The organism is Pseudomonas sp. 008 (assembly GCF_016861935.1).
Classification (GTDB): domain Bacteria; phylum Pseudomonadota; class Gammaproteobacteria; order Pseudomonadales; family Pseudomonadaceae; genus Aquipseudomonas.
Map to the genome: position 1 here is coordinate 277,344 of NZ_BOMA01000005.1, position 13,215 is coordinate 290,558.

A 13,215-nucleotide genomic window follows, 5' to 3' on the forward strand; every position below is an offset into this window, starting at 1 on the left:
TTCACCAAATATATGCGCGCACTTCAGCTTAGTTTGTTTCAGATAACTTCCTGAGCCAAGAACACCCTTTTCATGCTTAAATTCGTACATGGATGCAAACGATGCCAAATACCCCCCCCAAAAAATTTCTTATATGCACCGCAAAATACAGTGACAACTTGGGAGACGGAGTGATATCGGACTGCACTGAGTACCTGATAAATAAAGCCAGTCCAGAGTCGTCTATTAATCATATAGATATTGCTGGCCGAACTCAGTACCGGTCCAGCGCTAAGCAGGATATAAAAATCACAAAAAAGATATTCTTTTTTATTCCTCACTTTTTACAACCGGTGATGACATTAGTTGCCTGGCATTTGTTCATGAAAAAACGCCTGGATTCCGCATGGTCTAAAAATGCGCCTGGCGGAAATTTTCTATTATTGTTTGGCGGCGGACAGCTTATTAGCGATGTGGCGTTAAACTTCCCGTTAAAGTTTAATCACCTTATTAATAAAACAACGTCAATAAACGCAAAACTGGCGACCAATGCTATTGGTGTTTCCTCCAAGATGTCTACCGTGGGGAAGCTGCTGTACACCAACTCTCTTAATTCTAAAAAGTGGATTCATCTGAGTGTAAGAGATCAGGAAAGTCAAAAAGCACTACAAACACTTGTCAACAATTCTAAAGATGTATCTCTTACTGTCGATCCAGCACTGTGGACAAGAGAGTGTTACAGCCTTGAAAATGATCGTACGCAAGAACATCCTGAAACCATCGGTTTGGGTATTGCACACCCATTAGAGCTTTCAGCCCATATTGAAAAGAGCAAAAAAATATCACCTGATGAAACGCTTAAATTCTGGACTGACTTGACGATAAAACTTGTCAACGCAGATAAAAAACCGGTCTTGTTTTCCAATGGTTCTGCGGAGGACGTTTCATTCTGCGAAGAAGTTTACACAAACCTCGCACAGCAAGGATATGCCTCAAAAGTAGAGCTGAGTGCTGCACCACTCCAGCCGGTAGATCTGGTCAAAAATATCAATAGATTTCACGCAGTGATCTCCCACCGCCTCCATGCAAATATCATTGCAAACTCTTTACTCATACCCACCGTACAACTTGGCTGGGATGCGAAAGTCAAATCATTCGCCAAAATAATGGGGCGCGAATCTTGGTGCTTTGAAAAATTACCCACGGCGTCAGTAGCCTTTGAAGCAATCGAGAGCGTTTTACAAATAGGCATAGATAATTCACATCTAAACAAGTTAAAACAAATTTCATTTGACAACATAAATGAGATTGTAAAAAGGTACAATGCATGAAAATTTACCTCGTCAGAGATGGAGTATTTACGACAACTAATGGTCGTCCGGCCTCAAATCTCCTACATTACGAATTTTACGGCCGAAGATACCTATCGGTTTTCTCTGAAGTCATTATTGTAGGTCGTCTTTTTGAGAAGCAGGATCCGACTGCCCTGCCCGTTGATGGTCCAAATGTAAGTTTTTTAAAACTACCTGCCGGACATGGTCCGATTGGATTAATCAAGAGCCTTCCTTCGATCCTGAAGACTGTCCTTTCTACAACTTCTCCTGGAAGCGCTTATCTGTTGCGCGTCCCGGCAAATGTTCCTAGCATCTACGCTCTTGTATTATGGTTAAAAAGGATTCCTTTTTGCATCGAGGTCTGCGCAGACCCGTTTGACTCCTATAGTGCAAAAGCTTTAAACAATCACCCTCTAAGTCGCTTATTCCAGAAATTTTTTGTCGGCCTGGTCAAATGGCAATGTCGTAAGGCTGTGGCCACAGCTTATGTGACAAGGAACGCTCTACAACTGATGTATCCACCTGGCGAACCGGCGACATCGTATGCATTTACCTCAATTGATCTCTTCGAGGAAGCTTACGCGCTAAATGCCAAGAGAATTGAAGATTTCGAAACATCCACCCCGCACATTGTTTTAACAGGCAATATGCAGGGTAAAATGAAAGGGCATGATACGTTATTAAATGCTTTGGCAATTATTCACAAGAAAGGCATTAAAGCGAAGCTTACGATTATCGGGTATGGCAACAATGAGCCGCTTTATAGAAAGATGTGTGCGGATCTTAACTTAGAAAATTTTGTCACATTCACAGGCAAAATGGCGTCAGGAGAGCCTATCAGGAGAATACTGGACACCGCAGATTTATTTGTCTTGCCGTCACGTCAGGAGGGATTGCCTAGAGCACTACTGGAGGCTATGGCAAGGGCTTTGCCTGCTATTGCAACGCGCGTAGGGGGAACCCCAGAGTTAGTGGAAGAGTGTGCGCTTGTTCCCCCAGATGATGAACAACTTCTGGCTAACAAAATTATAGAGTTCCTATCTTCCCCCGACCTGCTTCACTCTCAGTCATCCAGAAATTTGTTAGTTGCCAGAACATACAACGCAGCTGTAATTCAAAACCTGAGGAATGACTTCCTCACTTCGATGATGAAGCTGTCGCGCGCAACTGCTTGAACAGCACTATTGTTAACTTCGAAAAAGAGATCTTAATATGAAAGTAGCCATTATACATGACTGGCTGGTAACGCTGGGTGGCGCGGAAAAGGTTTTAAAAGAGATCCTAACTATTTATCCAGAAGCCGACATCTTTACCGTGGTGGACTTTCTGACCCCAGAACAAAGGACCGAAATATTCAACAAGAAAACAACAACATCATTTATTCAAAAACTACCTTTCGCCAAGAAAAACTATCGGTCATATCTGCCATTGATGCCTATTGCGATCGAACAGTTCGATCTCTCTTCTTACAACCTTATCATCAGTAGTAGCCACGCGGTCGCTAAAGGTGTGCTCACAGGTCCTGACCAACTGCATATCTGTTACTGCCATTCTCCAATACGTTATGCGTGGGATATGCAAGCTCAGTACCTAAGAGACGGCGGATTAAGTACCGGTATAAAAAGCTGGCTGACTCGTACCCTGTTACATCGTATCCGCATATGGGATCATCGCACCTCAAATGGGGTGGATCACTTTATATGCAACAGTGACTTCATCTCCAGAAGGATCTGGAAGATATATCGTCGAAAGTCAACCGTCATTCATCCATCCGTAGCAATTGAAAATTTTACTATGATCGAGAAAAAGGAAGATTTCTATCTGACCGCATCTCGCTTGGTTCCTTACAAAAAAATCGATCTCATAGTTGATGCATTTAAAAACATGCCGGATCGAAAACTCGTCGTCATAGGGGATGGCCCACAATTCAATAAAATAAAAGAGAACGCTGCTCCAAATATCGAAATACTGGGTTATCAGGAATTTTCCGTACTGCGTGACTATATGGAGCGCGCTCGTGCTTTCGTTTTTGCTGCGGAAGAAGATTTTGGGATTATTCCAGTAGAAGCGCAAGCCTGCGGTACGCCGGTGATTGCCTTTTCCAAAGGTGGAGCACTGGAAACTGTTATTGACGGGGAGACAGGGGTCTTCTTTCCTACCCAGACCGCAGAGGCGATTCAGCAGGCTGTTGATAATTTTGAAAAGTCCTTCATTTTCTCCCCCGCGCTAATCAGAGCGAACGCAGAAAAATTTTCGAGTCAGAATTTTCGTAATGATTTAAAAAGTTTTGTAGATCAAAAAATAGCTCAACCAATACCAACAACCACACCTGCAACAGAACTGGTATAAATCCAAAGCTTTAATTCACTGAGCACATCCTGGGTACAAACGCCCAAAAGAAACCCACAAACTGCACCAGTAAATATAGTATTAACGCACTCCCCCACTTAACCTATCCTTGAAAGATTTTCTTGCGATCGCCTACATCAGTTATGAGGCCGCCAAACAAATGAAATCACTATCAAGATTCGGAGTAACTGCTACTTTTCTTGTGTCTTTGCATTCAGTTTACGCATCTAATGCGGCCCCGGGCTTGTCATCTGATCAGAAAGTAGTTCATGTGTTAGATAGATTGGGTTATGGACCTTCTCCAGAAGACAGCCGAAACGTATCCACCCTTGGAATACAACAATACATCTCTCAACAACTCCACCCCGAAAGCATTAAAGATCCCGACTGGTTGAGTGAGCGCTTGTCCAGAATTGATGCTATAAATCAGAACCAAACAACCATTTACAAAAAATATAGTTCGCAAGCCTTTAAAGAAATTGAGTCTGATACCGCCGCACGCAAAACCTTCATTCTAGATAGAACGAATTTTGTAAATCAGGCTCGAGAGGCGAGAATACTTAGAGCACTTTATAGTCCCGCTCAGCTTCAAGAAGTGATGGTAGATTTTTGGTACAACCACTTCAATATCTGGGAAAGCAAAACACCCACTAACGGCGCAATTCTTGGTGCTTACGAAAACAATGCTATTCGGCCTTATGCTCTTGGAAAATTCAAGGATTTACTACTCGCAAACGCCAAAGAGATGGCAATGCTCTACTACTTAGATAATTGGCGAAACCGATACACATCCACTGGCACAAAAAACATTAATGAAAACTACGCAAGAGAGGTAATGGAACTCCACACTCTCGGGGTCGGTGGTTATAGTCAATCGGACATCAACGCATTGGCGAGATTATTGTCTGGTTGGACCTACGTCTCCGACCCTAATGCTTCTAATGCAGGGAATTTTTTATTTGACGCAAAATCTCACGACCCGAACGAAAAAACGTTTTTAGGTGTTTCATTTCCTGCTGGCGGCGGTTACAGCGAAGGCGAACAAGCTCTATTAAATCTTGCTAATAGCCCAAAAACCGCACAGCATATTGCACATGATCTAGTTGAGCTTTTTGTCAATGATACGCCCCCTCAGTTACTGGTACACAAGGTGGCCCAACGGTACATGGAAAGCGACGGTGACATAAAAGAACTCCTCATAACGATTTTTCAAAGTGATGAGTTCTGGTCGCAAAAAAACCACAAGACAAAATTCAAGACACCACTTTACTACATGATCTCCAGCTTAAGGGCGGCAGGGCTTCCTCCCATCCAAGACTCTAGGCTTTTGCAGACTTGGGTTAAGCAATCCGGAAATGGGCTCTTTGCGTGGCCAGCTCCGGATGGCTATAAAAATACCGAGGGTGCTTGGTTGTCTCCAGATGTGTTGATCAACCGGGCAAATTTTTCCTACAAATTGGCTGCCGGATGGATGTCACTCTGGGGGAGTGATCAGGAGGGTGGCAATCCTCATCCCAATGATCAAGATATGCTTTCGACTATTGGCTCAGGCTTATCGCCGAGTACAATATCGGTTATCAAACGTGCTCCAGAATCTGTCCATTCAGCTTTGATTCTCAGTAGCCCAGATTTTATGTACCGATAACAAAAACTGAGGAGCACATAATGAATCGCAGAAGTCTTTTAAAGCTTTTTGGTGCGATCGGAACCTATAATTTTTTTAACTCCCCCCTTGCTTCAACGCTACCATCCAACTCGCCAGATTCAAAAGCACGCTTGGTTGTCGTGATGCTCCGTGGTGCAGTAGATGGATTAAGCGTATTAATCCCTTACACAGAAAAAAACTACTACCGATTGCGAGAAAAGACAGCGATTGCTTTACCGGGCAATGAAGGAGGTATGCATAAATTAAATAACTATTTTGGGCTTCATCCAGCACTTTCATCACTACTCCCTCTCTGGCGTTCAGGCCAGCTCGCCTTTATTCCTGCTTCAGGGTGCCCAAGCGAAACTCGCTCGCACTTTTCAGCGCAATTTAATATGGAGTGCGGGATTCCAGATGCCGACCGTTCACTCGATGGCTGGATGAATAGACTAGCTGTAGCAAACAGCACTGATTTGGATGAAATGACCGCTGTCAGTTTTGGAGCAACTGTCCCTCAGATTTTTTCGGGAAAAAAACCTATAGCCAGCATAAACTCTCAGGAGAATTATGGGCATCGTTTGCCAGTTGACAGGAGGGACTTTCGAAGTTCTTTGGCATCGCTCTACTCGCCCAGTAACTCGTTACATCATAACTACAGCCAAGGCTTGAAATTTCGCGAAGAAATAGTTAAGTCCATTAACGCTCCTAAACTAGATAAGGAGGTGCTAATGGCAAACAATGGCGCCGCACCTCCTACGCTTTTTTCCAGAGATATTAATTTGCTCAGTTCTTTGATCAACACTCAACCTGATTTGCAGTTTGCTTTCATGCAACTAAGCGGATGGGATACGCATGTCGATCAAGGCGGTGCAAAGGGGATACTCGCGACTAATCTTTCCCAACTAAGCAGCGGTCTTTCGCAACTACCAAAACTCCTTGGCCCCCATTGGCAATCTACTACTGTAGTCGTGATGTCAGAATTCGGTAGAACTGCTAAAGAAAACAGCACTGGCGGCACAGATCATGGTCATGGAAACGTAATGATGGTTCTTGGAGGGAATGTTGGTGGTGAGAAAATTTACGGTGAATGGCCCGGTCTCTCAGATGATGTACTGTATCAACGAAGGGATGTCGCCATCACAACGGATTTCCGACATGTGCTCTCGCATATTTGCCAAAAAGGATTAAACCTTTCAGACAATCAACTTTCTAGTATTTTTCCAAGGCTACCTAACGCCCCCGCTAATTCTTTCATGGGTCTGATCAAGGGGTAGCAGTCTGAGTTCTGAAGAACTTTACTAGCGCAAGAAATCGAAATTATTTTTCTGCGAGCCTAGCCTGGCATGTTGCGTACCCACTTGCTGCAAAACTGGTTATCGTTTAATCACCGGCTATAGAATAAGCGTTTTATCAAATTACACCCATCCTCCAGTTTAACCAAGAACAAGGTAGGCGAACACGATCCTGAAATGTATCAAACCAAAAAAAGTTAACGTCATTCACCTTCCTAGACGAAACTTAAGATTTATGATTTTTATATGCACCATTACATAGATTATGGTATCTGTTGCGCACAACTATTAATAGCAACGAAATAAAGTATCGTTATTATTTTGTTATTTAAATCTATATCGTATACATAACGTATACCGCTCCACGAACCCCACATTCAAAGCCGCTATTTGATGCCTGATGCTGTGCTTCCGATCTCTTTCAGAAGCCAGCGGCCATGATGCGTCCCGATGCCAAAGTCGAAAAAGTCTATCTCTACCCCAAGCCCGTGGATTTCCGAAAATCCATTGATGGCCTGGCCGCGCTGGTCGAATTGGACATCAAGGTCGCCGTGTTTGACCCTGTGCTTTTCATTTTCCTCAACAAGTCCCGAAACCGCGTGAAAATTTTGTACTGGGAACGCAACGGCTTTTGCCTTTGGCTCAAACGCCTTGAATCCGAACGCTTCAAAACATCGCCCGATCACACCGACGAAGCCATCGTGCTGACGGTCCAGGAACTGAACTGGCTGCTCGATGGTTTTGATCTGTGGCGCAACCGTCCACATCAAGTTTTGACACCTCGATTTGTCGCCTGATTCGGTATAATCCACGGCATGATTTCCATGCCCGACAACCTTCCCGATGACCTGACTGTGCTCAAGCAATTACTTGCTCAGATGCAGTCCAAGGTTGTTCATCTCGAAGAACAGAATGCGCTGCTCCGTCAGCGTCTCTTCGGGCGTAAATCCGAACAAACAATCGATCCAGCGACCCCGCAATTGGCTCTTTTTAATGAAGCCGAAAGTGTCGCTGAACCTGCCGCCGAAGAGGCGAAGGAAGAAGTCGTAGCTCCGACCAAACGCCGCGGCAAACGCAGACCTCTGCCCGCCGACTTGCCCCGTATCGAAGTCATCCACGAACTGCCCGAGCACGAGCTGACTTGTGCTTGCGGCTGCCGCAAGCACGCCATTGGCGAAGAGACCAGCGAGCAGCTGGAAATCGTGCCGATGCAGATCCGCGTGATCAAACACATCCGCAAGGGCTACGCCTGCCGTGGCTGTGAAACCGCGCCGGTCACCGCTGACAAGCCAGCGCAATTGATTGAAAAGAGCATGGCTAGTCCCAGTGTGTTGGCGATGTTGCTGACTACCAAATACGTCGACGGTCTGCCGCTGCATCGCTTCGAAAAAGTACTCGGTCGCCATGGCGTCGATATTCCACGACAAACCTTGGCGCGTTGGGTCATCCAGTGCGGCGAACACCTGCAACCGCTGCTCAACTTGATGCGTGACCGGCTGCTGGAAAGTCGAGTGATCCACTGCGACGAAACGCGTGTCCAGGTGATGAAAGAGCCTGATCGAGAGCCGACTAGCCAATCCTGGATGTGGGTACAAACCGGTGGACCGCCGAATCAGCCCGTTATCTTGTTTGATTACTCGACCAGCCGAGCGCAAGAGGTGCCGTCGCGCCTGCTCGAAGGTTATCGCGGCTATCTGATGACCGACGATTACGCCGGTTATAACGCCTTGGGCGCGGAGGCTGGTGTCGAACGTTTAGGCTGCTGGGCACATGCGCGACGCAAGTTTGTCGAGGCGCAAAAAGTGCAATCCAAGGGCAAAACCGGACGTGCCGATATCGCCCTGAATCTGATCAACAAGCTGTACGGTATCGAGCGAGATTTAAAAGAAGTCGGCGATGAACATCGCCATGAAGGTCGTCAGCAAAACAGCCTGCCGGTGCTGGCGCAGTTACACGCCTGGCTGGAGAACACGCAGCCTCAGGTGGCGGCACAAAACGCGCTGGGCAAAGCTATCAGTTATCTGGCCAACAACTGGAACAAGTTAGTGCGCTACACCGAAGCCGGTTTTTTGCCGATCGACAACAACGCGGCAGAGCGTGCGATCAGGCCCTTCGTGATCGGGCGCAAGAACTGGCTGTTCAGCGACACGCCCAAAGGCGCGACGGCCAGCGCTCAACTTTACAGTTTGCTCGAGACGGCTAAAGCCAACGGCCAAGAGCCCTATGCGTGGCTGCGCCACGCACTTGAACGGTTGCCGCAAGCCGCCGCAGTAGAAGACTTCGAAGCCTTGTTGCCATGGAACTGCACGCCGCAAATACCAAGATAGCTACAGGTCCCACCTTTAAAATATGGGGTTCATGGATCGCATACGAATGTTTAACGAAGAACCAGTGATCTATTAACCCATTAACTCTCCGACGACCGTGCGCAATAGCCTGAACTGGTCTGTGGGTGGGCTTGTTCCATCGATCAAATCTAGGCTCGCCGAGGTCCACGAAGTGCTATTGCAGGAACTGCACCGATTGCAGCGACGGTGCCGACGCCCATTGCGAGAATGACCTCTTCGTATGACTCAGGCATCTATCCGCGACGGTCTGGTCTGGGGTCAATGTTCTTCAGCAAGGGTTGAGGCGGCTCAGCGCCTCGGTGGCAGAACTCTGTCAAATTACGCTTGATCAGTCCCTCATCACAGCCTCCGACCAGTGGCCGGCTGGCGATCATAGGTCTGCTCGTTTTGCAACAGCACCCACATGATGCGCAAGTTGCGGTTAGCCAACCGCACCGCCGCGCCTTTTTGACCGTGATGGCTCAACCAGCGTCGCAGACGCTGGTCATCTGGATGCTCCGAATCTGGGCACCTGCCTCAATACGGCGTGCGCACCTTGAAACGCCAAGCTGCGCAGATAGGCATCACTGCGCTTGCACATCTTGCCCAGTCGAATCTTTTGCCCGCTGCTGTGCTGTTCGGGCACCGTGCCGAAATAGGCCGCGAACTGGCGCGCGTTGGCAAAGCGTTCAGGTTCAGTCTGTTTGGCTAGCATCGCCGTGGAAAAGATCGGGCCGACACCTCATATCGTCATCAGGCGTTTCGCCGTCTCGTCCGCGCGTGCACTGGCTTCCAGGCGTCCCGTCAGCACGTTGATGTGTTCGCTCAGTTGACTCCCCTCAACCAGTATTTCGGCGATCAGTTCGCGCAACATATCCGGCAGCGGCTGGTTGGGGTCTTCGAGTACCCTTGGTACACCTCGACTGAGGGCTGTCTCGCCCTGCGCCATGGCAATGCCGTGCTCCAGCAGCAAACCACGCATCTGGTTGCCCAAGGCCGTGTGCCGTCGCATGCATCCCTGCCGGACGCGGTGCAGCGCTTTCATCGCTAACGCCGACTCACTTTTGACCGGCACTGCTGCAATTTTTTGGTCTCGGCCTGCACGCAATATCGCCAGCACATCGTTGCGGTCATTCTTCGCTCCGCTGCGGTGCTCGGCCACACGCTGTGCAGGCAGTATCCGCACTGGGTTGCCTTGCGCCTGTAATAGCCGTGCCCAGGCCTGCGCGCCCGGCCCGGTTTCCATGAGTATCGTCACATCCGCCGACAACTGGCGCAGGAACCGGTGGAAAGCTTCACGAGACTTGATCCGTTGCTCGTGGACCACTTGGCCAAGGGGATTTTCCCCCGCGACCTGAAACACATACTTCGCAAGATCCACCGCTACTGTCGTGCACGCCGGAAGATCGGCTGGCGACAAGGATTTGTTTATCGTCGTATGCTTGCTCATGGCCTCGCCCTCGCTGTCGTTGGCTTTCATAGAATGCCACCGTGGCGCATAGACGCCTCGGCTTGGGCGAGTCCATTCAATTACAAAAAAGCACGACAAGGAGAGTTTGATCGGTTGTCTGCGCCGCACAATCGAATACACCAAGGCCCATCTCAGGGCCAAGGTTGAACATTCATTTCGGGTCATCAAGCGCCAGTTCGGTTATACGAAAGTGCGCTTTCGTGGTCTGGCGGAAAACATCGCTCAGCAGACGACGTTGTTCGCGTTGTCGAATCTGTGGATGGTGCGAAAGCGGTTGTTGAATGTAGGAGAGGTGCGCCCGTGATGCGCGAAATGCACCGAGAAAAGGGGTGATTCAAGGAAAAGACATGAATTAAAAAGCGCCAAAGCCTGATTTTGTCAGGTCACCGATTTTTTGAGCGCCCAATGAAGGGATATCAAAACATCGGTGACTACTTCAGACTTTCCCTACCCTGTGCTGTTCGCGAAATAAATTTCTCAATGCTTGCACTACACTTCAGGTGTTTTCAGGCGCTCAGATTGGAAGACCTGCTCGACAAGCCTGGCCGAGGACGCAAATCCCCTCTGCCGGCCGACACGATCCGCCGCGTGCTTGAACAGGTCACTCAACCTCGTATCGGCGAGCCCCGCTGGAGCTGCCGAAGCATGGCCCGTGCCGCCGGCATATCAGCGACCACCGTGCATAAACTGTGGGCGGCCAATGACATGAAGCCTCATCTGACACGTACCTTCAAACTGTCGAACGACCCGCAGTTCGAGGAGAAATTCTGGGATGTCATCGGCTTGTACCTGGCCCAGCCAGACAAGGCGTTGATGCTCTGCTGCGACGAGAAAAGTCAGGTGCAAGCCTTGGAACGCACACAGCCTGGACTGCCTCTGGGGATCGGTCATATCCAAACAAAATCCCATGATTACACTCGCCAGGGTACGGTCACGCTGTTCGCAGCGCTGGATTATCTCCAAGGCAAACTGATCAGTAGCATCGAGCACCAGCACCGCTATCAGGAGTGGTTGGCTTTCCTCAAGAAAATCGACAAGCCCCCCCCCAAGCACCTCCAGCTGCATCTGATCGTGGATAACTATGCGACACACAAGCACGCCAAGGTGAAGGCTTGGCTGGCGAAACATCCGCGCTTCCATGTGCATTTCACGCCGACCTCCAGCCCGTGGATGAACATGGTCGAGCGGTTTTTCAGGGACATTACCGTGTTCTTGCACGACGGCAGCTTCGGCTCCGTACGTGAGTTGGAAAGCTCGATCACCACCTTCCTGGCATTACGGAACGCACGACCGACCCGGTACGTTTGGAACGCAAAGGGCGAGGAAATTTTGAACAAGATACGGCGAGCACGCGAGGCGATGGAGACGCAGTTGGAAGGGCAAGTTATTTCGAATAACAGCACACTAGGAACTCACCGACTACCGGAAAGTACTTCGGTTGTATGACAATATCAAGCTTCAAGTTGTCGACAGTTTTGCCAATCACAGAGCGGGACTGGATCAATTCGATCTCGGTGGCCGAAGAAGACTCGGCGATCTCCTTTCCCAACATGCTGCCGATATCCGAGACACCCAACAATCGTTCTTTTTCGCTTCAACCTGCAACAATGCATTCGCTTGGTATACCGGCGTCACCAGCACCGCGTACGCCGCCCCGGCCTCCATGAAGGCGCCGGTAACTGCGGCAATCAGCTATGGTCGATAAGTGTCCCAAACAGGCCGAGAAGATCAATCTCGTCATTGTCGTCGTCCCGCACGTTGACTACCGGTGCTTGCTGCATAAGTCGGATTCTTTGCCTTGATTACGATTCAAAAAGGAAGTGGCCATCAGCGTGCCAGGCGCTGTGCCCATGCGTGTACGGCTTCTTCGATCAACGCATAAGCGTGCACAAAAGCAGGTTTGCCTTGACGGTAGGGGTCGCTGATCTCTCGATCGTCCTGCCATTTGCCCAACAACAACACTTTGCCCCGCGCTTCAGGGGCAATGTTGAGCACGCCACTGACATGCCGCCGCTCCATCACCAGTATCAAGTCCGCCTCACTAACGGCTTGAGACGTAAGTTGAACGGCCTGGTGCTCATGGGGCAGATGACCATGCTCCGTGAGTACGGCGTGTGCTGTCGGCTCGATGGGCTTGCCCGTCAGGGCGGCAAGGCCGGCTGAACTGACCTGAATATCGGAATGGACGAGTGCCCCACGCAGCAAATGCTCCGCGGTGGGACTGCGGCATATATTGCCAACACAGACAATCAAAACCCTTTTAAGCAAGATGACCTTCCCCGTCTTGTCAACATTGGCGGTGACCTAGCACTTGCCGAACATAAGAGCTTTAAATTACGAATGAGCCCGGGCACTTATAATGGCCAGGAACTGCGACTGAAACTTTCAGACAATCAATGCGTATTTATTACCATGAGGTTTGAACAGCCCCCAACTTTTTATCCAGACAAAAAATAACACCACACTCTCCAGAGTGTGAAAATAACAGCTAGTGAATTTATCCAGACAATTTCTAACGGTTGTCGTTTTCTGGCGACCGTTCAATCTAAATTACACTGAAATAGCGAATGACTAATGTATAGCCGTTCCGCTAATGCATTGCCAGGGTGTCGAACATTTGGTTAGTAGTTGGGTAAGGGACGCCTTGGGCAATAACTCTATTTACAGCGGGTTACGTCACGAGCATGCCGTGGAACAACCGGGCATGCTCGCCGGCCAATCGGCTGCTCGATGTCTCCCCTGCCCACGCCTGGCGAGAAGCATGGCGTGCAGACCATTCGCAGCCCCTTGCGCGTTGCGAACATTTTTCTCGAGTGAC

General features: G+C 48.9%; 8 protein-coding genes and 4 pseudogenes. 9 read left to right on the forward strand and 3 right to left on the reverse strand.

Annotation, left to right across the window (positions count from 1 at the left end):
- Positions 1 to 101 precede the first annotated feature (101 nt).
- The 7 genes from JUI81_RS12845 to JUI81_RS12875 all read left to right on the forward strand — a co-directional run bounded on the left by JUI81_RS12845 (position 102) and on the right by JUI81_RS12875 (position 8,926).
- Entirely contained in the window at positions 102 to 1,310 is a 1,209-nt protein-coding gene (locus JUI81_RS12845; RefSeq protein ID WP_204124397.1) for a polysaccharide pyruvyl transferase family protein, read from the forward strand.
- On the forward strand, positions 1,307 to 2,488 hold the full coding sequence (locus JUI81_RS12850; RefSeq protein WP_204124398.1) for a glycosyltransferase: 1,182 nt from the start codon (positions 1,307 to 1,309) through the stop codon (positions 2,486 to 2,488). The genes JUI81_RS12845 and JUI81_RS12850 overlap by 4 nt, the downstream gene beginning before the upstream one ends.
- A gap of 37 nt (positions 2,489 to 2,525) precedes the next feature.
- Positions 2,526 to 3,662 carry a glycosyltransferase family 4 protein gene (locus tag JUI81_RS12855; RefSeq protein ID WP_204124399.1) on the forward strand — a complete coding sequence of 379 codons (1,137 nt, stop codon included), beginning with the start codon at positions 2,526 to 2,528 and terminating at the stop codon, positions 3,660 to 3,662.
- A 109-nt stretch (positions 3,663 to 3,771) separates the two neighbouring features.
- Positions 3,772 to 5,307, forward strand: a complete 1,536-nt coding sequence (locus JUI81_RS12860; protein WP_204124400.1) for a DUF1800 domain-containing protein — start codon at positions 3,772 to 3,774, stop codon at positions 5,305 to 5,307.
- Between the two features lie 20 nt (positions 5,308 to 5,327).
- Entirely contained in the window at positions 5,328 to 6,581 is a 1,254-nt protein-coding gene (locus tag JUI81_RS12865) for a DUF1501 domain-containing protein (protein ID WP_204124401.1), read from the forward strand.
- Positions 6,582 to 7,036: 455 nt separating this feature from the next.
- Entirely contained in the window at positions 7,037 to 7,396 is a 360-nt protein-coding gene (gene tnpB / locus JUI81_RS12870) for an IS66 family insertion sequence element accessory protein TnpB (protein ID WP_239077692.1), read from the forward strand.
- Between the two features lie 18 nt (positions 7,397 to 7,414).
- Positions 7,415 to 8,926, forward strand: a complete 1,512-nt coding sequence (locus JUI81_RS12875) for an IS66 family transposase (protein ID WP_204124402.1) — start codon at positions 7,415 to 7,417, stop codon at positions 8,924 to 8,926.
- A 360-nt stretch (positions 8,927 to 9,286) separates the two neighbouring features.
- Here the strand turns inward: JUI81_RS12875 and JUI81_RS12880 are convergent.
- Positions 9,287 to 10,376, reverse strand: a pseudogene (locus JUI81_RS12880) (IS110 family transposase).
- A 76-nt stretch (positions 10,377 to 10,452) separates the two neighbouring features.
- On the opposite strand from JUI81_RS12880, the pseudogene JUI81_RS12885 reads away from it, so the two are divergent.
- Positions 10,453 to 10,701 (forward strand): annotated as a pseudogene (locus JUI81_RS12885) (transposase); the annotation flags it as partial.
- 158 nt (positions 10,702 to 10,859) lie between these two features.
- Positions 10,860 to 11,843, forward strand: a pseudogene (locus tag JUI81_RS12890) (IS630 family transposase); the annotation flags it as partial.
- Here JUI81_RS12890 and JUI81_RS12895 read toward each other — a convergent pair.
- Positions 11,803 to 12,178 (reverse strand): annotated as a pseudogene (locus JUI81_RS12895) (Wzz/FepE/Etk N-terminal domain-containing protein); the annotation flags it as partial. The pseudogenes JUI81_RS12890 and JUI81_RS12895 sit on opposite strands and share 41 nt — an antisense overlap.
- 46 nt (positions 12,179 to 12,224) lie before the next feature.
- On the reverse strand, positions 12,225 to 12,665 hold the full coding sequence (locus JUI81_RS12900) for a low molecular weight protein-tyrosine-phosphatase (protein WP_172901207.1): 441 nt from the start codon (positions 12,663 to 12,665) through the stop codon (positions 12,225 to 12,227).
- Positions 12,666 to 13,215: the final 550 nt, after the last annotated feature.

Bases quoted from the DNA above. Each gene is read 5' to 3' on its own strand.
- JUI81_RS12855 (WP_204124399.1), top strand. From the start codon at position 2,526: ATGAAAGTAGCCATTATACATGACTGGCTGGTAACGCTGGGTGGCGCG.
- tnpB (WP_239077692.1), top strand. From the start codon at position 7,037: ATGATGCGTCCCGATGCCAAAGTCGAAAAAGTCTATCTCTACCCCAAG.
- JUI81_RS12850 (WP_204124398.1), top strand. From the start codon at position 1,307: ATGAAAATTTACCTCGTCAGAGATGGAGTATTTACGACAACTAATGGT.
- JUI81_RS12875 (WP_204124402.1), top strand. From the start codon at position 7,415: ATGATTTCCATGCCCGACAACCTTCCCGATGACCTGACTGTGCTCAAG.
- JUI81_RS12845 (WP_204124397.1), top strand. From the start codon at position 102: ATGCCAAATACCCCCCCCAAAAAATTTCTTATATGCACCGCAAAATAC.
- JUI81_RS12865 (WP_204124401.1), top strand. From the start codon at position 5,328: ATGAATCGCAGAAGTCTTTTAAAGCTTTTTGGTGCGATCGGAACCTAT.